The organism is Pseudomonas sp. MNR3A, from assembly GCF_009650575.1.
Classification (GTDB): domain Bacteria; phylum Pseudomonadota; class Gammaproteobacteria; order Pseudomonadales; family Pseudomonadaceae; genus Aquipseudomonas; species Aquipseudomonas machongensis.
On sequence record NZ_VZZS01000019.1, the window covers coordinates 154,644 to 176,444 of the forward strand.

The 21,801-nt window shown below is 65.5% G+C and carries 20 protein-coding genes; 9 read left to right on the forward strand and 11 right to left on the reverse strand.

Annotation, left to right across the window (positions count from 1 at the left end; all coding sequences use genetic code 11):
• Positions 1-321: 321 nt before the first annotated feature.
• Positions 322-888: a dCTP deaminase gene (gene dcd / locus F6X62_RS15190; protein ID WP_003258001.1), complete on the forward strand. Its 567-nt coding sequence runs from the start codon at positions 322-324 to the stop codon at positions 886-888.
• Positions 889-984: 96 nt separating this feature from the next.
• Positions 985-1,221, forward strand: a complete 237-nt coding sequence (locus tag F6X62_RS15195; RefSeq protein ID WP_054891778.1) for a hypothetical protein — start codon at positions 985-987, stop codon at positions 1,219-1,221.
• Here the strand turns inward: F6X62_RS15195 and pdeM are convergent, their stop codons facing one another.
• The 10 genes from pdeM to F6X62_RS15245 all read right to left on the reverse strand — a co-directional run bounded on the left by pdeM (position 1,222) and on the right by F6X62_RS15245 (position 12,644).
• Positions 1,222-1,878 (reverse strand): ligase-associated DNA damage response endonuclease PdeM, encoded by a 657-nt coding sequence (gene pdeM, locus F6X62_RS15200; protein WP_153774016.1) that lies wholly within the window; start codon positions 1,876-1,878, stop codon positions 1,222-1,224.
• A gap of 2 nt (positions 1,879-1,880) precedes the next feature.
• On the reverse strand, positions 1,881-4,367 hold the full coding sequence (locus F6X62_RS15205) for a ligase-associated DNA damage response DEXH box helicase (protein ID WP_153774017.1): 2,487 nt from the start codon (positions 4,365-4,367) through the stop codon (positions 1,881-1,883).
• A gap of 68 nt (positions 4,368-4,435) precedes the next feature.
• On the reverse strand, positions 4,436-5,551 hold the full coding sequence (locus tag F6X62_RS15210) for a succinylglutamate desuccinylase/aspartoacylase family protein (RefSeq protein ID WP_153774018.1): 1,116 nt from the start codon (positions 5,549-5,551) through the stop codon (positions 4,436-4,438).
• Between the two features lie 93 nt (positions 5,552-5,644).
• Positions 5,645-7,309, reverse strand: a complete 1,665-nt coding sequence (locus F6X62_RS15215; protein WP_153774019.1) for an ATP-dependent DNA ligase — start codon at positions 7,307-7,309, stop codon at positions 5,645-5,647.
• Complete coding sequence (locus F6X62_RS15220; protein ID WP_153774020.1) at positions 7,306-8,322, reverse strand: ligase-associated DNA damage response exonuclease; 1,017 nt, start codon at positions 8,320-8,322, stop codon at positions 7,306-7,308. Before F6X62_RS15220 ends, F6X62_RS15215 begins: the two co-directional genes overlap by 4 nt.
• A gap of 107 nt (positions 8,323-8,429) precedes the next feature.
• On the reverse strand, positions 8,430-10,877 hold the full coding sequence (locus F6X62_RS15225) for a penicillin acylase family protein (protein ID WP_153774021.1): 2,448 nt from the start codon (positions 10,875-10,877) through the stop codon (positions 8,430-8,432).
• 102 nt (positions 10,878-10,979) lie between these two features.
• Entirely contained in the window at positions 10,980-11,183 is a 204-nt protein-coding gene (locus F6X62_RS15230) for an SEC-C metal-binding domain-containing protein (RefSeq protein WP_012313055.1), read from the reverse strand.
• A 6-nt stretch (positions 11,184-11,189) separates the two neighbouring features.
• Positions 11,190-11,666, reverse strand: a complete 477-nt coding sequence (locus F6X62_RS15235; RefSeq protein ID WP_153774046.1) for an LEA type 2 family protein — start codon at positions 11,664-11,666, stop codon at positions 11,190-11,192.
• On the reverse strand, positions 11,666-12,145 hold the full coding sequence (locus tag F6X62_RS15240) for a YchJ family protein (RefSeq protein WP_063543470.1): 480 nt from the start codon (positions 12,143-12,145) through the stop codon (positions 11,666-11,668). The genes F6X62_RS15235 and F6X62_RS15240 overlap by 1 nt, the downstream gene beginning before the upstream one ends.
• 4 nt (positions 12,146-12,149) lie before the next feature.
• Positions 12,150-12,644 (reverse strand): DUF6231 family protein, encoded by a 495-nt coding sequence (locus tag F6X62_RS15245; protein ID WP_065863070.1) that lies wholly within the window; start codon positions 12,642-12,644, stop codon positions 12,150-12,152.
• 160 nt (positions 12,645-12,804) lie between these two features.
• Here F6X62_RS15245 and F6X62_RS15250 point away from each other — a divergent pair, with 160 nt between their 5' ends.
• The 4 genes from F6X62_RS15250 (at position 12,805) to F6X62_RS15265 (ending at position 15,417) form a co-directional block, all read left to right on the forward strand.
• The gene (locus F6X62_RS15250) at positions 12,805-13,500 is read left to right on the forward strand and encodes an OmpA family protein (protein ID WP_054891768.1); all 696 of its coding nucleotides are present in this window, start codon (positions 12,805-12,807) and stop codon (positions 13,498-13,500) included.
• A 57-nt stretch (positions 13,501-13,557) separates the two neighbouring features.
• The gene (locus F6X62_RS15255) at positions 13,558-14,280 is read left to right on the forward strand and encodes an OmpA family protein (RefSeq protein WP_054891767.1); all 723 of its coding nucleotides are present in this window, start codon (positions 13,558-13,560) and stop codon (positions 14,278-14,280) included.
• A 110-nt stretch (positions 14,281-14,390) separates the two neighbouring features.
• Positions 14,391-14,666, forward strand: coding sequence for a DUF1145 domain-containing protein (locus F6X62_RS15260; protein ID WP_065863069.1), 276 nt, complete (start codon positions 14,391-14,393; stop codon positions 14,664-14,666).
• Positions 14,659-15,417, forward strand: coding sequence for a collagen-like protein (locus F6X62_RS15265; protein WP_153774022.1), 759 nt, complete (start codon positions 14,659-14,661; stop codon positions 15,415-15,417). The genes F6X62_RS15260 and F6X62_RS15265 overlap by 8 nt, the downstream gene beginning before the upstream one ends.
• 69 nt (positions 15,418-15,486) lie before the next feature.
• On the opposite strand, the gene F6X62_RS15270 is transcribed toward F6X62_RS15265, so the two are convergent.
• A complete protein-coding gene (locus tag F6X62_RS15270; protein ID WP_153774023.1) occupies positions 15,487-15,951 on the reverse strand; it encodes a CopD family protein in 465 nt (154 codons plus the stop codon).
• Between the two features lie 98 nt (positions 15,952-16,049).
• Here F6X62_RS15270 and dinG point away from each other — a divergent pair, with 98 nt between their 5' ends.
• From dinG to F6X62_RS15285, 3 genes are all read left to right on the forward strand, one after another.
• Positions 16,050-18,194 carry an ATP-dependent DNA helicase DinG gene (gene dinG / locus F6X62_RS15275; RefSeq protein WP_054891763.1) on the forward strand — a complete coding sequence of 715 codons (2,145 nt, stop codon included), beginning with the start codon at positions 16,050-16,052 and terminating at the stop codon, positions 18,192-18,194.
• A 78-nt stretch (positions 18,195-18,272) separates the two neighbouring features.
• Positions 18,273-20,510 (forward strand): beta-galactosidase, encoded by a 2,238-nt coding sequence (locus F6X62_RS15280; RefSeq protein WP_153774024.1) that lies wholly within the window; start codon positions 18,273-18,275, stop codon positions 20,508-20,510.
• Positions 20,511-20,655: 145 nt separating this feature from the next.
• Entirely contained in the window at positions 20,656-21,801 is a 1,146-nt protein-coding gene (locus tag F6X62_RS15285; RefSeq protein ID WP_054891761.1) for a serine hydrolase domain-containing protein, read from the forward strand.

Sequence of the window (21,801 nt, forward strand, 5' to 3'; positions counted from 1 at the left end):
TCTGTCTCCTTGGACAAAGTAGATTTCGGCTCAGGAATTGCCCTGGCCGGGACTGAGTGCAAAGAGAGCGGAAAATTCAGCGATGGGCCGATCAGGATCGTGCATCAAACAGATTCTCGGTGTCACGTGCAGCACAGTGGCGCCACCTTACCCCACTTTCCGCAAGCTGCCAATGGCCAACAGCGGCTTTGATGAAATTCGGATCGGCGGGCGGCCAGCCCCCGTCCGACGCGGGATAGGGGCAGGGAACTTTAACGCGCGCGCCAGGACCGGTAAGATGCGCATCTCGTTTTTTCACCTCGTACTTCAGGACATCCCGCCATGAGCATCAAATCGGACAAGTGGATTCGCCGCATGGCGCAGGAACACGGCATGATCGAGCCGTTCGTCGAGCGCCAGGTGCGTGGCGAACAGGACAGCCGGGTGATCTCCTTCGGTGTCTCCAGCTATGGCTACGACGTACGTTGCGCCGATGAATTCAAGGTGTTCACCAACATCAATTCGGCCACCGTCGATCCGAAGAACTTCGATGCCGGCAGCTTCGTCGACATCAAGAGCGACGTCTGCATCATCCCGCCGAACTCCTTCGCCCTGGCCCGTACTGTCGAGTACTTCCGCATTCCGCGCGATGTCCTGACCATCTGCCTGGGCAAGAGCACTTATGCCCGCTGCGGCATCATCGTCAACGTCACCCCCCTGGAGCCGGAGTGGGAGGGGCACGTCACCCTGGAGTTCTCCAACACCACCACACTGCCGGCCAAGATCTACGCCAACGAAGGCGTGGCCCAGATGTTGTTCCTGCAATCCGATGAAGAGTGCGAGGTGTCGTACAAGGATCGCGGCGGCAAATACCAGGGCCAGCGCGGCGTCACGCTGCCACGTACCTGAGCCGACGAGCTGGGGGAATTAGTTCCCCTTTTGCCACTCCAACGAGGTAAGTCCCCGGCGTGCATGACGTACGCCGGCCCTCGTCAGGAGCAGCCCATGAAACTCGATCCTGCAATCAGCGCGAAGCTGGCCGTCCTGCAGCCGAACCAGATCGGCATGATGGCCTGGACTCTGCTCGCGCACCCGCATCCGCCGACGGATCTGCACGCCGGTGGCGTCCCGCACCAGCCTGATCCCGATACCCCGCAACCCCCCGAGCCTGGCGAGCACCCGCCGATGGAGCCGGGCGAGCCGACCTTGCCCGACGAGCCGCCTCCAGCGCCAGTCGCCTGATCAGGCCGGGACTGCCCAGACCCGTTGATCGCCCACGACGAACAGGCGGGCGCCGGGCTCTGGTTGCACCGTCCAACCGCCGGTGAATTCGCCGAACGCCGGCAGCAGGCTGACCTTTGCGTGGAACATGAAGCACGCCAGGCGCAGGCGTTGGCGGCCACGACCGCGCAGGACGCACGCCGGATGGACATGGCCTGCGATCACCGGATGCTCAGGGTGAGCGCCGGTCTCGTGCTGTAGCGCGAATGGCGGCAGTAGCAAAGGCTCGTCGACAACTTCAATGGCGAGCTCCTGCGGCGGATCGCCAGCATGACGGTCGTGATTGCCTCGCACCAGGACCACCCGTAACCCTGGGTGCCGTTCTCGCCATGCAGCTACACGGGCCAGGGTGGCAGGGGCTCGCGCAGTACGTGCGTGGAGAAAGTCGCCGAGCACGATCAACTGCTGGCAATCGTAATGCTGCAAGAGCGTGTCCAGGCGATCCAGGGTTGCCTGGGTAGTCCCGCGTGGCACCGGTTGGTGCAGGGCGCGGTAGCTGGCGGCCTTGCCAATGTGCAGGTCGGCAACCAGAAGCGCGCGCCGGGCTGGCCAGTAGAGCGCTTTTTCAGGTAACAGCCACAGCGTTTCGCCGCAATGTTCGATCACCAGGTGGTGCACGTTCAGGATTTCCTCCGTTCAGTTCCCGCAAGGTCGCTCATGGTTCGGCTCGCCGCCTTTTCGAGATCCGCCACCATCCGGGCGATGCGGTCTGCCAGTTTTTCCGTGCTCAGGGTTTCGCGCATGCCCTCGACCAATAGGGCGAAGGCCAGCGGCCCGGGCCGGCGCAATGCGTGCAGATCGAGGCGCAATCCTGACATTTTCTGCAACTGCTGATGCAGGCGCTCGATCTCCAGCTCCTCACGCAGCACCTCGTCGCGCGCCTGGCCGAGCAGCAGATTGCCAGCGTCATGCTTGCGAAACACCTCGTAGAACAGACCACTGGAGGCCTGGAGCTGGCGCGTGCTTTTCTGCGCGGCGGGATAGCCGCCGAATACAAGCCCGGCGATCTGGGCAATTTCGCGAAAGCGCCGCAGCGCCATCTCGCCAGCATTCAGACTGGCCAGTACATCTTCCAGCAAATTGTCTGCAGCCAGTGCAGCGGGCAAGTGCGCGGCCCAGTCCACAGGGCTTGCTGCGAGCAGTTCGAAGCCGTAGTCATTGACCGCGATCGATACCGACAGCGGCTGCACGCGGCTGACCCGCCAGGCGATCAGGTTGGCAAGGCCCAGATTGGCCATGCGCCCGGCGAAGGGATAGAGAAACAGGTGCCAGCCCTGGCGCGAGTGCAGGGTTTCGCCCAGCAATGTGCGCTGGGTGGGCAGGGCCGACCAGCTCGCCTGAAGTGTCAGCAGGGGGCGAACGGCGTGCATTTCTGCGCCTTCGTAGCGGCCGTGGGCTGCTGCATCCAGACGCTCGACCAGCGCTTGCGCCAGCTCGCTCGACAGCGGCATGCGTCCGCCATTCCAGCGTGCTACCGCCGCCTTGCGCGCGGTGCTGCGGCGCACGTAGGCGGTCATGTTCTCGACCCTTACCAGCTCCAGGATACGTCCGCCGAACAACAGCGCGTCACCGGGCTTGAGACGGGCAATGAAAGATTCCTCCACGCTGCCCAGCGACTTGCCACCGCCCCCTTTGCTCCAGTACTTCAACTGCAGGCTGGCGTCGCTGACGATGGTGCCGATGCCCAGACGATGACGCCGGGCGAGGCGCTCGCTGGCCACGCGCCAGATGCCATCGGGGTGCGCTGCGACGCGCTGGTAGTCCGGGTAGGCGGTGAGCGAGCTGCCGCCATTGCGCACAAATGACAGTGCCCATTGCCACTGGCTTTCTTCGAGATCGCGAAAGGCCCAGGTGCTGCGAACCTCCTCGAACAGTTCGGCCGGTCGGAAACCACTGCCCAGCGCCATGCTGACCAGATGCTGGACCAGCACGTCCATGCTCAGGCGCGGCGAATAGCGTGCCTCGATATGCCCGGAAGCCAGCGCCTGGCGTGCCGCCGCCGCTTCCACCAGTTCAAGGCTGTGGGTCGGTACCAGGGTCACCCGTGAGGTACGCCCAGGTGCGTGCCCAGAGCGGCCTGCACGTTGCAGCAAGCGGGCGATGCCTTTGGCCGAGCCGATCTGCAGGACGCGTTCGACGGGCAGGAAATCCACACCCAGGTCGAGGCTTGAGGTGCAGATCACCGCCTTCAGCGTGCCCTGCTTGAGGCTGCGCTCGACCCAGTCACGGGCGTGCCGGGCAAGCGATGCGTGGTGCAGGGCGATCAGTCCCGCCCACTCGGGATGCGCCTCGAGCAGGGCCTGGTACCAGAGTTCGGCCTGGGCGCGGGTGTTGGTGAACACCAGGCTGCTGGCGCTGGCCTCGATCTCGGCGCTGACCTGAGGGAGCATCTTCAGCCCCATGTGCCCGGCCCAGGGGAAGCGTTCGATCGCGCTCGGCACCAGGGTGTCGACCAGGATGCGCTTGTCCTGACGGCCCTGAACCAGTCGCCCGCCGGCAGGCAGCAAGACTTCAAGGGCGTGCGGCAGGTTGCCCAGGGTGGCCGAAAGCCCCCACACCACCAGTTGCGGCTGCCAGCGCCGCAGCCGGGCCAGGGCCAGTTGCAACTGCACGCCGCGCTTGTTGCCGAGCAGTTCGTGCCATTCATCGACCACCACCAGGCGCAGGCTGGCGAAGTCGGCGGCAGCCTGTTCGCGGGTCAGCAGCAGGGTGAGGCTTTCGGGAGTGGTGACCAGCGTGCTGGGCAGGCGCCGGGCCTGGCGTGCACGTTCGGCACTGGTGGTGTCACCGCTGCGTACGCCGATGGTCCAGTTCAGCCCCAACTCATCCAGCGGTGCTTGCAGCGCGCGCGCGGTATCGCTGGCCAGGGCGCGCATCGGTGTGATCCACAGCACTTGGAGTGGCGCCGGTCGGCGTGCGTCGTGCAACTGTGCGAAAGCGCGCAGGGCGCCGAGCCAGACGGCGTAGGTCTTGCCGCTGCCGGTGCTGGCGTGCAGCAGGCCCGACTCGCCGCGCTGGATCGCCGCCCAGACGCTGCGCTGGAAGGCGAACGGCTTCCAGTTGCGGGAGGCGAACCAGGTGCTGGCGAGGTCGGAAGGGGATGGCATCGGCGGCCGGTCTCGTCGAAGGCTGTGCTTCTACAGACCGGCCGCAAGGTGCTTTGGTTTGATCGGGATCAGTTGGCCAGCAGATAGCCGCTGCGGCAGACCTTTTCCCCTGCTACATGGGCGATCACCATACCGGTGGTGGCCATGCGCCGGACGCTGCGGGCGTAGAGCAGCCCGCCCTGGACGTTGCGGATCGGCGTCACCCGGTCGCTGAGCGGATCGATGACCTCGGCGATCAGTTGCCCAGGCTCCAGGTACTGTCCCGGTTTTGCGTGGAACACCAGCAGGCCGCCCAGCGGTGCGATCAATGGCTCCACGGCAGCCAGCGGGGTGGCGGGCTGGCGCAGCGGCGGCAATGCCGCGGGCTGACCTTCGATCACCCCGCAGTGGGTGAGGAAGTCGAGGATTGCCTGGCAGTCCTGGCTTGCCAGCTCGTGGTTGACATCGGCCTGGCCACGCAGCTCGACGGTCACCGAGAAGCTGCCCATGGGGATCGGGAAACGCTTGGCAAAACGCTGCTGCAGTTGCCACCACACCAGGCTGAAGCACTCGTCGAACGACTGCCCGCCGGAGTCGGTGGCCAGCAGGCTGGCCTGGGCGCCGAGATAGCGCGCCAGCGGCTCGACCTGGGGCCAGGCTTCGGGCGTGGTGTAGAGGTGTTCGACGGCTTCGAAGTCGCAGTGCAGGTCCAGCACCATGTCGGCGTCGCAGGCCAGGCGCTGCAAGGCCAGGCGCTGGGATTGCAGGGGGGTGACGGCGGGGTGGCTGTCGAGCCCGCGGCGCAGGTATTCCCGGATCAGCGCGAGGTTGTGTGCCGGGTCTTGCGTGAGGTGGCTTTCGATCTGGTCACCGATACTGTCGGACAGGTCGACGAAGTTGCGATTGAAGTTTTCCCCGCTCTGCAGTTCGAAGCGCCCCAGCGGTGCGTCCAGCAGCACCTGTTCCAGACCCACCGGATTGGCCACCGGCACCAGCACCACTTCGCGGCGCAGCAGACCTTGCTGGTGCAGTTCGTTCAGGCGCCGCTTGAGGTGCCAGGCCACCAGCATGCCGGGCAATTCGTCGGCGTGCAGCGAGGCCTGGATGTACACCTTGCCGCCACCGCGTGGGCCGAAGTGAAAGCTGTGCAACTGGCGGCAGATGCCGGGTACGGGGGACAGCAGTTCGTGGGTCGAGTGGTGCATGGGGGTCCTGGTCTGCGCTGGGCGTTGAACATGGGCGACTGGAAATAGAAGCACAAACCAGGGCTTTGTGCATGCTGGTGTGCGTAGATGCAGCTATACAGGGCCCAGCAAGCTCTGCAGGGTTGCCAGGTCGTCGGCCTCCTCGACCGGCTTGTCCAGCCTCCAGCGCAGCATGCGCGGGAAGCGTACGGCGATGCCGCTCTTGTGACGCTTGGACAGGGCGATGCCTTCGAAACCCAACTCGAAGACCAGCGTCGGGGTGACGCTGCGTACCGGGCCGAAGGTTTCCACAGTGGTCTTGCGGATGATCGCATCGACCTTGCGCATCTCTTCGTCGCTCAAGCCTGAATAGGCTTTGGCGAAGGGCACCAGGTTGCGTTGCGCTGTTCCTGGAGGCGCATCCCAGACGGCGAAGGTGTAGTCGCTATAAAGGCTGGCGCGTCGGCCATGGCCGCGCTGGGCGTAGATCAGCACGGCGTCGACGCTGAACGGGTCGACCTTCCATTTCCACCACAGGCCCAGGTCCTTGGTGCGGCCGACGCCGTACAGGGCATCGCGCCGCTTCAGCATGAGCCCTTCCACCCCCAGGTTGCGCGACTGCTCACGTTGCTCGGCCAGGGCTATCCAGTTCGGTGCCTGCACCAGGGGTGAAAGCAGCACGGGGGCCAAGGGGTACTCGACCAGCACGCGTTCCAGTTGCCCCCGGCGCTCGTGCTGTGGGCGGTTTCGCCAGTCCTCGCCGTGCCATTCCAGCAGATCGTAGGCTTGCAGCACCACCGGTGCATCGGCCAGCAGTTTGCGGCCCAGGGTCTTGCGGCCCAGCCGCTGCTGGAGCAGGGCAAAGGGCTGCACTGCCAGACTGTCGTCGCAGGCGCCGGGCTTCCATACCAGAATCTCGCCATCGAGCACGGTGCCATCAGGCAATGTCTCTGTCAGGCTGTGCAACTCGGGAAAACGCTCGGTGACCAGTTCCTCGCCCCGTGACCAGATCCACAGCTGGCCCTCGCGCTTGACCACCTGGGCGCGGATGCCATCCCACTTCCATTCTGCCTGCCAGTCATCGACCGGGCCGAGCAGTGTCTCGAACTGTTCCAGTGGCGCCTGCAGGGCGTGGGCGAGAAAGAACGGATAGGGCTGGCCGCCGCGCTGGGCGTGTTCGTCGTCGGACTCGGGGGCAATCAGCTTCAGGTAGCTTTCAGCAACGGGGCGATGAGCCAGGTCGGTGTAGCCGACCAGGCGCTGGGCCACACGCTTGGCATCCAGCCCCGACAACTGCGCCAACGCACGGGTGACCAGCAGCTTGGAGACGCCGACACGGAAGCTGCCGGTGATCAACTTCAGGCATAGCATCAGGCTGGGGCGGTCCAGCCTCTCCCAGAGTGTCGGCAAGCGCTGGCGCACCTCATCCGCCGGTTGCCCGCGCAAGGGCAGCAGGTGCTGCTCGACCCACACGGCCAGGCCCTCGTCGGTATCGTGTCGGTGCTGGGGCAACAGCAGGGAAATGGTCTCGGCCAGGTCGCCGACAGCCTGGTAGCTCTCTTCGAACAGCCAGTCGGGCAGGTCTGCCAACTGCGTGGCCAGCTCACGTAGCAGACGGGTCGGCACCAGTTGGCGCGGGCGGCCTCCGGCCAGGAAGTACACCGCCCAGGCCGCATCGGCGGCGGGAGCCTCGGCGAAATAGTCGCGCAGGGCCTGCAGCTTGGCGTTGCTCGAAGTGGTGGCGTCCAGGCGCAGGTAGAGTTCGGCGAAGGCCTTCATGTGGCGCTCTCCGGCGCGGGCGTGTCGTCTTCCTCGCCGTACTCGGTGGCGAAGGCTCGGGCGTCCAGGCCCTGTTCGCACAGGTAGCGCACCAGCACGTTGACCGAGCCATGGGTGACCATGACCCGTTCCGCACCGGTTTCGCCGATCGCCCACAGCAGCCCAGGCCAGTCGGCATGGTCGGAAAGTACGAAGCCGCGATCGACGCCACGCCGGCGCCGGGTGCCACGCAGCAGCATCCAGCCACTGGCGAAGGCATCGCTGTAGTCGCCGAAACGGCGCATCCAGCTACTGCCACCTGCAGAGGGTGGTGCCAGCACCAGTGCTTGGCGCAGGCGTGGATCGTTGCGTGGCAGATCTCCAGCGTACAGGGTCTCCGGCAGGGCGATCCCGGCTTCGCGATACACGCGGTTGAGCGGCTCGACCGCGCCGTGCACCACGATCGGCCCTATATCTGCGTCCAGCCCGTGGAGAATGCGCTGGGCTTTGCCGAAGGCGTAGCAGAACAGCACGCTGGCCTTGCCCAGGTCACGATTGGCACGCCACCAGGCATTGATGCCTTCGAACACCTCGGCCTGCGAGGGCCAGCGATAGATCGGCAGGCCGAAGGTGGATTCGGTGATGAAGGTGTGGCAGCGCACCGGCTCGAACGGCGCGCAGGTTCCGTCTGGCTCAACCTTGTAGTCGCCCGAGGCGACCCACACCTGGCCCTGGTGTTCAAGGCGCACCTGGGCCGAGCCGAGCACGTGGCCGGCAGGGTGGAAGCTCAAGGTGATGCCGTGATGCTGGAGGCGTTCTCCATAAGGGAGGGTTTGCAAGTCGATGTCCTGGCCAAGACGGCTGCGCAGGATACCGGCGCCGGGTTCGGCACACAGGTAGTGGCCGTTGCCGGTGCGCGCATGATCGCCGTGGCCATGGGTGATCACCGCACGGTCCACCGGGCGCCAGGGGTCGATGTAGAAGTCCCCGGGCGGGCAGTACAGCCCTTCGGGGCGGGCAATGACGAGGTCCATGGCGTTCGCGCTGGCTGAGGTTACAAGTTAGGAGCGCAGCGCTGGCCAGGAAGTTCGGATGACGTGGTGCTGACGAGCGGCCCGGACGAGCCGCTCGGGGTTGCCGCCTACTTGCCCGGCACCAGCGTCAGGCGCTGGCTGCCATAGGCGCGGGCAAAGTTCTGCGGTTGCACGGGCAGGCTCATGAAGCGCCCCTTGAACCAGGCGTCCAGGCCGTCACTGTAGTGAGGGCTGGCCGGGTTGCCGGACTGGCCGCTGCTGGTCAGGATCTGCAGCGGTTCGGCCTGGCCGAAGTCGACGACCATGCGTGCGGAGGCTGGCAGGCTGGTTTCGAAACCGTTGCCCCAGGCGTAAGGGGTCAGGACCAGGGTGCTGAAGTCACCGCCGGTGGCCATCGGCGCGCGGCTGACGGTATCGCCGAGCCCGTGGTAATTCGCTGCTGGCCAGCGGTACTGGTGCAGCTTGCCCCATTGCCAGGCACGCCGGTCGGCGCCCATCTGCGCGACACCGGCATCCACCGCGCCGGCCAGGCTGCGGGCGAGGATGGTCGGTTTGTCTTCTTTCTGCGGCGTGTTGCGGTCATCCCAGAACGGACTGTCTTCGCGACCAAGCAGGTGGTCGGCCTGGGCCGAGTACGACAGCCGGGCGTTGCTGACAAACGCTTGCCAGGCCGGGCTGGACTCGGGGCCAAGCTCGTCGAGGAAGGTCTGGCGGGTGACGGCCTGGAGGAACAGTTCGTACAGCGCCGCATCGGCCGAGACTGGGCTCAGGCGGCCATCGAAAGCCTTGAGCCGGGTCAGGGCTTCACGGGCCTTGTCGCGCTGCTCGGCGGGCAGGGCATCGATGGCCTGTTTGAGCGGCTGGGCCATGCCCGGGGCGTCGAACATGCGCTTGAGCTTGTCGGCCAGCAGGGTGACCTGGTCGTTCTGCAAGGCCATCAGGCTGCGGCTGTCATGACGCCCGTTACCGGCCAACTGGCCCAGGCGCTCCGCGCGTTCGGGGTAGTACCAGGTGCTGGACAGCTGCATGCCGTAGCCCTTGGGCAGGCTGCGCTGGTTGGCATGGCCGATCCAGCCGCTGGGCGGGTCCTGGTCGTAGGGGTGGAGCATCGCATCGGCGAAACCATCCCAGTCGAAGCGTCCGTCCCAGCCCGGCGAAGGCAGCAGGCCCTGGCCTTCGCGGCGATTGGGGTAACGGCCACTGACCTGCCAGCCAATGTGCTCGGGCTCGGCGAAGACGAAGTTCAGCGCAGCGGCGCCGATTTCGCGGGTGCTGTCGAAGGCGCGTTCGAGGTTGCTGGCGCGGGTCAGGTCGAACAGCGCATCGAGGCTCTTGTCGTCCTTGAGCTGCGGCAGGTGCAGGGCCAGGCCATAGCCGTTGCCGGGCTGGCCGAGCAGGGTGCCATGGCGGGTGTCGTACAGCACTTCGCGCACCGGGCGCTGGCCGCGCACGAAGAAGGTTTCGTTACGCGCGCGGGCCGGCTGCCACTTGCCGTCGGCCAGGTAGGTGAGTTGACTGCCCTGGCGGCGCAGTTGCTCAAGGAACAGGTCCTGGTTGTCGGCCATCACCGCGCTGCTGCTCCAGGCCAGCTTGCCGTTGTAGCCGGCCAGCACGATCGGCAGGCCGGGTAGCGACAGGCCGGCGACCTGGTACTTGCCGGTGTGGATCTGTACCGGACTCAGCGCCCAGGCGGCGCGGCTGTCGCTGGCCAGCAGGCTCTTGCCGCTGCGGCTGCGCAGGGGGCCCAGGGCCAGGTTCGAGGAACCGGGGCTGCCCAGCAAGTCGAGGTCGGCGAGCTTCTGGCTGGCGGCAGCGACGTCGTTCAGGCCGGGGATCTGGCTGGCCAGGTTGATGCCCTTGAGCTTGTCGGTCTCGCCCTCGGCCAGAGGCTCGTCGGGTGCACCTGGCAGCAGCCAGGCGAGCTTGTCGCTGCCGACCTTCTGCGCCAGGGTCAGGGCCGAGAGTTCCTCCTGCAGGTTCACCGATTGGCTGAAGGCGTAGAGACTGAAGATCAGCGCCGAGTCTTCGGGCTTCCAGTATTCGGGGCGATAGCCGCTGCGGGCGAGTTCGGCCGGCAGCTTGTCGCGGTAGCGGAACAGATAGGCGTTGACCCCGCGGGCATAGACCTCGAAGAAGCGCTTCAGGCGCGGCGAGGCGTCGGCATACAGCTGGCCGGCGCTCTGCTTGAGGTTGGCGGCGCGCATCAGGCGGTCGATGTCCAGGGCTTCGGAGCCAGCGATCTCGGCCAGTCGCCCCTGGGCGAGCAGGCGCATGGCGACCATCTGTTCGATGCGGTCGCCAGCATGGACGTAGCCGAGGCTGAACAGCGCATCGTGGAAACTGCTGCTCTCGATCAACGGTGCGCCCATGGCGTTGCGTCGGACCGAGACGTTCTGCGCCAGGCCTTTGAGTGGCTGGACGCCGGTGGTCGGTGGCACGCTGTCCTGGTAGCCGCCCATCTGGCAGCCGGCGAGCCCGAGCATGCCGAGCATGCCGAGCAGCACTGCGCTGGTGCCGAACCGAGGGCGGAAGGGAGGAAACACGGGGGCGGCCATGACGAAGGCTCCTGGGGGGCGTGGCGGGGTCGGAAAGGCGCTAAAGGTAGGGCGGCGCGCGTCGGGCTGCAAGCGGCAAACGCAGCGCCACCCGGAGCCGTGTTACGCGCCGTGGCACTTCTTGAATTTCTTCTCGCTGCCGCACGGGCATGGATCGTTGCGTCCGACGTCCTTCAGGGCGTTGCGCACCGGTTCCTGGTGGCCGTGGTTGCAGTGGGGGCCGTGCACATGGCCGTGGTCATGATCATGGTGATGATCGTGACCGTGGTTGCAGTCGGGGCCATGGACATGGGGTTGCTGGGTCATTGCGGGTTACTCCGGTTGAAGATCGCCGGGGATTATCTCACCACTGCGCGACAAGTGCAGGTCCCGTCGACTGATCAGGCCGGTATTGAGTTCGCCTTGCAGGGTGTAGTGCAGCGGATTGCCGCTTTTCAGCAGTTTGGCGAGGGGCTTGAGGTGCTGCCACAGGTTGGTGCGCGCGGTGATCTTGAAGGTACGCCGGGCATGTCCGCCGACACTGCGCCAGACACTGGTCTCGTCCTGCACCAGCAGCAGGTCATTGAGCCGGATTGCGTACGACAGGCTGCGGATGAACAGGCGGCTGTCGTTGGGGTTGTCGATACGCAGGTGCAGGATGAACTCCTGCTGGTGCAGACGCGCCTTGACGGTTTCCACCCTGACCAGGTGCACCTCCGGCTCGCGCCAGTCGTGGCCGCCCCATCCCGCACAGCCCCCCAGCAGGGCCAGGGTGAGACCAAGCAGGAGCAGGCGGGCCAGGGCATTCATCATCGGTTACCGAGGTAGCTGGCGCAGCATTTCTTGAACTTCTGCCCGCTGGCGCAGGGGCAGGGGTCGTTGCGCCCCGCCTTGAGCTCGACGGTCGGGTCGATGAAGTACCAGCGCCCGGCGTTCTGCACGAAAGCCGAGCGCTCGCGGTGCTGGTGGTCACCCTGCTGGTCGTGCCAGCGTGCCGTGAAGGTGACGAACGCATGTTCCGGTTGCCCCCCCAGGACCTGCGCACTTTCCACCTCCAACCCCAACCAGGTGCTCTGTGCACTCCAGGCGGCAATGCCGGCGCGGTCCAGCCCGGCCTGCTGGGCGGGAAGCGTGGTGGCTACCAGGTAATCCACCAGCCCCAGCACATAGGCGCTGTAGCGCGAGCGCATCAGCGTCTGGGCATCCGGTGCCGGGGTGCCGGCATGGTAGTGCCCGCAGCATGCGTCGAGAAGATTGCCGCTGCCACAGGGGCAGACCGAGACACTCATGAAATCACCACCAGTACTTGCCAAAGTTTTGCGGATTCGCCCAGAACTTGGCATTGAGCCAGTCCGGGACCTGCTTGTAGTCATGTAGATCATAGGTGAACAGGCTCAGTACCTGCTCGTCGCGACGGAATTTCTCGCTGGCTGACAGCGCCAGGGCGAAGAAATCGGTGTCCTGCCAGCCACAGGCGGCCAGGTCGGCCAGCACCGCGACCTTGCTGGCATTCAGATTGCGGATGCCGCCGAGCAGTTCCAGCCCGCTGCGCTTGGGCAAGTGCTCGAGGCAATCGACCAGCACCGCGAGGTCGAAGCGTTGCGCCGCCAGGTCGGCAGGCAACGGACCGGGCGCAGCCACCGACAGTTGCACCGTCGGATGGGCTGCGGCGAAGGCCTCCAGGGCCGGGAAACGTGTGCCGACCAACAGCAGGCGCGCGGGTGCGAAGCGCTCGAGAAGGGCCGCCAGGGCCTGTTGGGGGGTACGCTGGGAAAAACCGTCGGTCATTGCCAATCCTCGTTCAGGTCGCTCAAGACTAGCGGTCCCAGCCCCGACGGCAAAGAGGCGCAGCATCGCGTCGTGGCTAATTGCTGGCAGAGAGGGAATAGGCGGTCTTTACTCCCAGAGCATCGGTTCTGCACCGATCCCCCTAGGAGAAGCAACGAAAATGAGCATAGTACGCACAGCGATACCCCTGGTTCTGCTCACCAGTGTGTTGACTGGTTGTGCAGGTTTGCAAAAAACCGACTGGCCGAAGTGTGCTGCCGTCGGGGGCGTGGGTGGCGCAGCCCTGGGCGCCATCGAAAGCTCCAGCTGGGCCGGCTGGGGCGCGTTGCTCGGCGGTGGCCTGGCGGCGGGCTACTGCTGGGCCCATGGCGATGGCGACGAAGATGGCGATGGCGTGCCCGACAGCCGCGACAAGTGCCCAGGCACCCCGCGTGGCGTGCAGGTCGATGCCAACGGCTGCCCACCCGAGCCGGTCGCCGTGGTCGAGGAAGTCGTCGTGGTCGAGAAGGAGGAAGTCATCGTCATCCGTGACGTGCACTTCGAGTTCGATTCCGCGCGCCTGACCGCAACCGACAAGGAGCGCCTGAACACCATCGCCACGCGCCTGAAGCAGGAGGCACCCAGCGCTCGCCTGAGCGTGACCGGCCATACCGACAGCGTCGGCTCCGACAGCTACAACCAGAAGCTCTCCGAGCGTCGTGCCCATTCAGTGACCGACTATCTGGTGACCAGCGGCGTACCGCGCAGCAGCTTCGTTTCGGTAGTGGGAGCTGGCGAGACCCAGCCTGTGGCCGACAACGCCACGGCCGATGGCCGCGCCATGAACCGCCGCACCGAGATCAAGATCCAGCGCTGACCGCCCGCGCCCACGTCTTTAGCCGTGGCGTGGGCGCATTCACCGGGGACCTGACCCATGAATACCTTGTCGAAGACGGCTGTGTCGCTGCTGCTGGCCTCCAGCCTGCTGAACGGGTGCGCCACCCACAGTGATGGCAGCGCCCCCCTGAATCAACGGACCTGGCCGGTCTGCAGCCTGCTCGGCGGGCTGGTCGGTGGCGGTCTGGGCGCGATCGAAAGCTCCAGCTGGGCGACCGGTGCCGGTGTTGCCGGAGCCATCGCCGGTGGCCTGATCTGTTACGCCCAGGATGGTGACGAAGATGGCGATGGTGTGTTCGACCGTCGTGATCGCTGCCCGGACACCCCCAAAGGTACGGCAGTCGACCACATGGGCTGCCCGCTCCCGCAGTATCCGCCTTCGACGCCCAAACCTGAGGCCCCAGCACCTGCGCCTGAGGTGATCACCCTCGACGATCAGGGCCAGGTACTGTTTGCGTTCGACTCCGCACAGCTGTCGGCCCCAGCCCAACAGCGCCTGCAAGCGCTGTTGCCGAAACTTGGCGACCCCAGCGTGACGGCCATCAGGGTGATCGGACATACCGATAGCGTAGGCGCCGACCACTATAACCAGGGCCTGTCCGAACGCCGCGCCGCCAGTGTTGCGCAGTACCTGATCGGGCAAGGACTGTCGCCGGCCAAGGTGACCAGTCAAGGTCGCGGTGAAAGCGAGCCGGTGGCCGACAACGACACCGACGAAGGGCGAGCGCAGAACCGACGGGTGGAACTGCATCTGAACTGAATCGCCTCTGGCGCGCGCCCTGGCGCGGCGGTACTGTTGTGCGCACGGCCCGCTCGAACGGGCCGCGCGCACATAACAAAGACAGTACAAAGACAGTCGGGGGGCGGGGTATGAAGTTCATCCTGGGCCTGGGCAAGGCCCTGACGGTGGTTTTCTGGTGGGTGGTGCTGGTCAATCTGTTGATGCCGCAACCCCTGCCGTTCAATCTGCTGATCAATGCGGCAGGCATCACGCTGCTGGGCTTGCATGTGCTGGAGGTGTTGTTCTTCAACGCCAGCCTGCGCGGGCGCAGCCATCGCTGGTTCGATCGCTTGCAGATCCTGCTGACCGGCATCTTCCATGTCATGTCCATTCCCCGTCCGCAGGAGGCTTCGCGCCATGCGTAAGTTGATGTTGCTGGCCGCGCTGGCCACCCCGCTGGCCCAGGCCGAGAGTCTCGAAGTCGCTGCCCATTCGATGCTGCGCCTGCCGAACAAGGCGTCCAGCGTGCACCTGGAGCGCGTGCAGGTGGCTGATTCGGCGACCTTGCTGTTGCCCGCCACGCTCACCGCATTGAAGATCGACCACCTCGAACTGGGCCGTGACGCGCGCATCGCCATCGCTCCGGCGCAAAGCGCCTTGAGCATCGAAGCGAGCAGTGCCGTGCTGGGTGTCGGTAGTGAAATCAGCGCGCCGGGGGCACCGGGCAGCTACGAGCGTGCGGCGCGTCCCGGTCGTGACCTCGACTTGCGCCTGCAAACGCTGGAGGCCGAGCAGCTGTCGATCGACGCCCGTGGCGGCGCCGGGGCACCGGGCTATGCCGGCCTCGATGGCGGCAATGGCACGGCCGGAGGGTGTACCTGGGGCACCGCCAGCCGTGGCGCGAACGGTGACAACGGAGGAAATGGGCATGACGGCGCGGCCGGAGGCCGGATTCGCCTGGCCCTGCCGGCAGACTTCCCGCAGGAGCGTATCCAGGTACGCCTCGATGGTGGTGCGCCGGGCAAGCCGGGCGCTGCCGGCAAGGCCGGGCAGGGTGGTGCGAGCAAGGGGTGCCTGGTGTATCGCACCGAGGCCGGTGCCAACGGTCGTCCGGGCCTGCCAGGGCAACCGGGGCTTGCCGGTACCGCGGGGGAGTTGATTCTGCAGCGGCTTTGACGGGGAGCGTGTTGCGCTCTCAAGCGTTTGCGTTCCCAAGGGCCGCGTTGCGGCCCCGAGTCGATGACTTCAGAGCATGACGCGAGCGCTGGCCACTGCCACCACGGCAATGCCCAGCAGCAGGTTGATCCCCACCATCCGTCGGATCCTGCCCAGCACCCCGGCACCCGCCGGCCAGTCCTCGGCCTGCACCGCAGCGCGCAGTTCCGGCAGCAGCAGTGCCTGCACGCGCAGGAACAAGGCAAACATCACGATCCCGCCGCCCATCATCAGTTGTACATAGCGGGGCGCGGTCTCGAAGCCGGAAAATCGCAGGTGCAACATGCCGATACCACTTATCGCCAGCACCGCTATCGCCAGCCAGACCCATCCGAAGAAGCGTCGGAATACTTCCACCCACAGCCGCAGCCGCGCGGGCCCTTCCAGCGCTGCGACCGTTGCCGGGCGCAGTACCAGCCAGGCGAAGAACATCCCGCCAACCCAGACAAGGGCGGCCAGGACATGCAGTGTGTAGGGCAGGGCAAAGGCAAGCATCCGGATCTCCATGCGGCACAAAGGGCAATAGCGGGGTATGATAGCCGCCCCATGCGAAACACTGAAAATATATCCAGCCCTTCGGGCGCCCGCAGACCATGATCAGCAACGAACTCAAAGCCACCATCCAGGGCGCCTATTCGCGTTTTCTCGAAGCCAAGAGCCTCAAGCCGCGTTACGGCCAGCGCCTGATGATCGCCGAAGTGGCCAAGGTACTCGGCGACATCGCCTGCGATGATGAAGGTCGCCGGGCCGGCGAACCTGCCGTGGTCGCGGTCGAGGCCGGCACCGGTACCGGCAAGACGGTCGCCTACAGCCTCGCCGCGATTCCCGCCGCCAAGGCCGCCGGCAAGCGCCTGGTGATCGCCACCGCCACCGTCGCCCTGCAGGAGCAGATCGTCTTCAAGGACCTGCCCGACCTGATGCGCAACAGCGGCCTGAACTTCAGCTTCGCCCTGGCCAAGGGGCGTGGGCGCTACTTGTGCCTGTCCAAACTCGACGTGCTGCTGCAGGAGGGCCACGCCCAGTCGGCGACCGCCCAGCTGTTCGAAGAAGAAGGCTTCCACATCGAAGTCGACGAGCGCAGCCAGAAGCTGTTCAACAGCATGATCGAGAAACTTGCCGGCAACCGCTGGGACGGCGACCGCGACAGTTGGTCGGAAACCCTCGAGGACCAGGACTGGGCGCGCCTGACCACCGACCACAGCCAGTGCACCGGCCGACATTGCCCGAACTTCCAGCAGTGCGTGTTCTACAAGGCGCGCGAAGGCATGGGCAAGGTCGATGTGATCGTCACCAACCACGACATGGTCCTGGCCGACCTGGCCCTGGGCGGTGGCGCGGTACTGCCCGACCCGCGCGACACGATGTACGTGTTCGACGAAGGCCATCACCTGCCAGACAAGGCCATCGGCCATTTCGCCCATTATTCGCGGCTGCGCTCCACAGCCGACTGGCTGGAGCAGACGGCCAAGAACCTCACCAAGCTGTTGGCCCAGCACCCGTTGCCAGGCGACCTGGGCAAGCTGATCGAGCAGGTGCCGGAGCTGGCGCGGGAAATCCGCACCCAGCAGCAGTTCATGTTCACCCTGTGCGAACAGGTTGCCGATTTCCGGCCCGGTGAAGACATGGAAGGGCGTGATCGCCCGCGCTACCGCTTCGAGGGGGGCGTGGTGCCGGAGCAGATCCGCGAGGTCGGCATCGAGCTGAAAAAGGGCTTCGCCCGCCTCAACGATCTGTTCACCCGGCTTGCCGACCTGTTAAAGGAAGGCATGGACGGTGAGGTCAATATCGGCATCGCCAGCCACCAGGCCGAAGAGTGGTACCCGCTGTTCGGCAGTCTGGTCACCCGTGCCCAGGGCAACTGGGAGCTGTGGACCGCCTTCACCGCCGAAGACCCTGAAGACAGCCCGCCCATGGCGCGTTGGCTGACACTGGCCGAAAGTGGGGCGCTGTTCGATATCGAGGTCAACGCCAGCCCGATTCTCGCTGCCGAGATGCTGCGCCGCAGCCTGTGGAGCGTTGCCCATGGTGCACTGGTCACTTCGGCGACTCTGACTGCGCTGGGCAAGTTCGACCGCTTCCGCATGCGCTCCGGGCTGCCGCGTGATGCGGTGACCTGCGTCGTGCCCAGCCCATTCGTGCATGGCGATGCCGGCTTGCTGCGGGTGCCCGACCTGGGCGCCGACCCGCGCGATGCAGCGGGCCATACTGCGGCGATCATCCGCGAATTGCCGAACATCGTCGAAGAAGCCCGTGGCGCGCTGGTGCTGTTCTCTTCGCGCAAGCAGATGCAGGACGTGTTCGATGGCCTGGACCGCGACTGGCGCAAGCTGGTGCTGATCCAGGGCAACCTGTCCAAGCAGGAGACGCTGAACAAGCACAAGGCCCGGGTCGATGACGGTCAGCACAGCGTGTTGTTTGGCCTGGCCAGTTTCGCCGAGGGTGTCGACCTGCCAGGTGCTTATTGCGAGCACGTGGTCATCGCCAAGATTCCGTTCGCCGTGCCGGACGACCCTGTCGAGGCGGCCCTGGCGGAGTGGATCGAGGCGCGTGGCGGTAACCCGTTCATGGAAATCGCCGTGCCCGACGCCTCCCTGCGCCTGATCCAGGCCTGCGGTCGTCTGCTGCGTACCGAGCAGGACCGTGGTGTCATCACCTTGCTCGATCGACGCCTGGTCACCCAGCGCTACGGCAAGGCTATTCTCAATGCGCTGCCGCCCTTCCGGCGGGAGATCCAGTAACGGCCGGAGCATGATGCCCGGCCCGTTGTCCATGACTCGACCAGGTCCATGAGGGCCTTGAAGGAGAGCCACGTCCACATGATCCGCCGTACCTTGCCCGTCGTTTTCACCTTGTTGTTCAGTACCCCGTTGCTGGCAGCCCAGCAGACGTTGTTCAGCTTCGTGCGCCCGACTTCGGTCGTCACCGTGACCACCGAAGACACGGGGATGCCGCAGTACAACGCGGAGCAAACAGCCGAAGGCGAAGTGCTGCGGCGCGTGGTATTCAACCCGGTGGAGCGCCCGACCTTGCGCCTCAGCCCGCAGTCAGGGACCTGGGACTGGTCGACAGGGCAGTTTCTGACGCTACGCCTGCAAAGTGCGATGGACTGGGCCTTGACCGTGGATGTCACGCTGCTGGGCAGCGATGGGCGTACGCTCACCAGCCGCATCGACCTGCCAGCGGGCCCGGCGCAAACGGTGATGGTGCCGCTCAAGGCCAGTTCGCCGTTGAGTCAGGGCATGCGTGCCGGTCCGCCGATGCCTTGGACGTACGAAGGGCAACGCGTGCTGTTGACCAGCAGCACGGGCGAGGTAGATCTCAAACAGGTGGTTTCGATCAGCCTGAGCATTCCCCGACCCAAGGTCGCGCAGAACCTGCTGATCGAAAAGGTCGGGATACAGGATGATGACCAGGCATACCGGGCGGCCTACGGCGATTTGATCGATGCCTATGGCCAGTCCACCCGAGGTCGCTGGCCGGAAAAAATCGTCAACGATGAGCAACTCAAGGCCGCCGATGCCCGTGAGCGCCAGCAACTCAAGGCCTGGCTGGCCGAGCGCGAGAAGCAGAAACTGGACACGTACGGCGGCCTGGTGGCCGGACCGACCTTCGAAGCCACCGGCTTCTTCCGCACTGAAAAGCGCGACGGCCGCTGGTTCCTGGTGACCCCGCAGGGGCACCCTTTCTACTCGCTGGGCGTCAACGCGGTGGCCGCCGATGGCGGGCGCACCTACGTCGCGGGCCGAGAATCGATGTTCAAAGGGTTGCCTGGGGAGGGCGATCCGCTCGCGGCGTTCTATGGCCAAGGCAACAATGACGACGGTAATGCGTCTTCCCAAGGGCGTGGCTTCAAGCAAGGGCGTTGGTATGACTTCTATGCTGCCAACCTGCAGCGCACCTATGCCAAGCCCTGCGCCCCGGCGCCCGAGGGGCAGCCTCCGGTGGACTGCCCGGCCGCCGGTGTCGATGCCGAACGCTGGCAGGTGCACAGCCTCGATCGTTTGCAGGCCTGGGGGTTCAACACCCTGGGGAACTGGAGCGATCCGGCCCTGAGCCAGGCCAGGCGCGTGCCGTACACCCTGCCGCTGTCGATCGTCGGTGACTATGCCAGTATCAGCACCGGCATGGACTGGTGGGGGCGCATGCCCGACCCGTTCGACCCGCGATTTGCCATGGCTACAGAACGTGCGGTGGCCATTGCCGCGCGGGATCATCGCGACGACCCGTGGCTGATCGGTTATTTCGCGGACAACGAGCTGGCCTGGGCGGCGCCGGGCGATGATCCCAAGGCACGGTATGGCCTGGCTTACGGCACCTTGCGCCTGACCACCGATGTGCCGGCCAAACGCGCCTTCCTCAAGCAGTTGCGTGACAAGTACCGAAACCAGGAGGGGCTGTCGAAGGCGTGGGGTATCGAACTGAAAGCCTGGGAGCTCATGGAGGACCCCGGTTTCGAGGCGCCACTGCCCAACCCTGAGCACCCGGAAATCGAGCGTGACTATCAGTACTTCCAACAGGTGTTTGCACAGACTTACTTCAAGACCATCTCCGATGCGCTGAAATGGCATGCGCCCAACCATTTGTTGCTGGGTGGACGCTACGCGGTCAGTACACCTGAGGCAGTGAAGGCCTGTGCCGAGTTCTGCGATGTGCTCAGTTTCAACTTCTATACCCTCAAGCCCGAGGACGGCTACGACTTCGCCCGGTTGGCCGAGCTGGACAAGCCGGTGCTGGTCTCGGAGTTCCAGTTCGGCTCCCGTGACCGTGGCCCGTTCTGGCCAGGGCCGCTCGAGGTCGCGCGTGAAGAGGACCGTGGGCCTGCCTACGGCAATTTCCTCAAGGCAGCGCTCGCTCAACCGATGATCGTGGGTGCTCACTGGTTCCAATACCTCGACCAGCCAGCCAGCGGGCGTCTGCTCGACGGGGAAAATGGGCATCTGGGCCTGGTCGGTATTACCGACGTGGCCTATCCGGGGTTTGTCGAGGCGGTAAGGCGGAGCAACCAGCAGGCGTTGGAGCAATTGCGCAGGGGGCTTGAGGTCATGGCGCCCTGAGCACAGCAGTTGGGTTCCGGCCAGTACTGGCCGCCTAACCTCTGGGGTTTTGCTTACAACCTTCCAGCCACATTCAGTAGGCAAACCCGCCAACTACTGAAACAATGCACGACTTTGTGAGACAGGTCGTACGGAGAGTAGGCGGGTGCAGATCCAGGGCCACTATGAGCTGAAGTTCGAAGCGGTGCGCGACGCGTTTGCCGCATTGTTCGATGATCCCCAGGAGCGTGGCGCGGCGCTGTGCATCCAGGTTGGTGGCGAAACCGTCATCGATCTGTGGGCCGGCAGCGCCGACAAGGACGGCCAGCAGGCGTGGCACAGCGATACCATCGCCAACCTGTTTTCCTGCACCAAGACCTTCACTGCTGTGACTGCGCTGCAATTGGTGGGTGAGGGCAAGCTGGCCCTGGACGTGCCGGTGACCCGTTACTGGCCGGAGTTTGGCCAGGCGGGCAAGGACGGCATTACCCTGCGCCAGTTGCTGAGCCACCGCGCCGGCCTGCCGGCAATCCGTGAGTTGTTGCCGGCCGAGGCCCTCTACGACTGGCAGGTCATGGTCGACGCCCTGGCGGCCGAAACGCCGTGGTGGACCCCTGGCAGCGAGCATGGCTATGCCGCCATCACCTATGGCTGGCTGATCGGCGAACTGATCCGCCGCGCCGATGGCCGTGGCCCTGGTGACTCGATCGTCGCCCGCACTGCGCGCCCGTTGGGGCTGGATTTTCATGTGGGGCTGGCCGATGAGGAGTTCCACCGCGTGGCGCATATCGCCCGTGGCAAGGGTAATCCTGGTGATGCCGCAGCCCAGCGTTTGCTGCAGGTGACCATGCGCGAGCCTGAGGCGTTGTCGACCCGTGCTTTCACCAATCCGCCAGCGATCCTCACCAGCACCAACAAACCCGAGTGGCGCCGCATGCAGCAACCGGCTGCCAATGGCCACGGCAATGCCCGCAGCCTGGCGGGCTTCTATGCCGGCCTGCTCGATGGCAGCCTGCTGGAATCCGAACTGCTCGATGAACTGACCCGCGAGCATAGCCTTGGGCAGGATCGCACCCTGTTGACCCAGACCCGTTTTGGCCTGGGCTGCATGCTCGACCAGCCGGATGTCGCCAACGCCACCTTCGGCTTGGGTGCTCGGGCTTTCGGTCATCCGGGGGCGGGTGGATCGGTCGGTTTCGCCGACCCCGAGCACGACGTGGCCTTCGGTTTCGTCACCAATACCCTTGGCCCCTACGTATTGATGGACCCCCGTGCGCAGAAACTGGTGCGGGTACTGGGTAGTTGCCTTTGA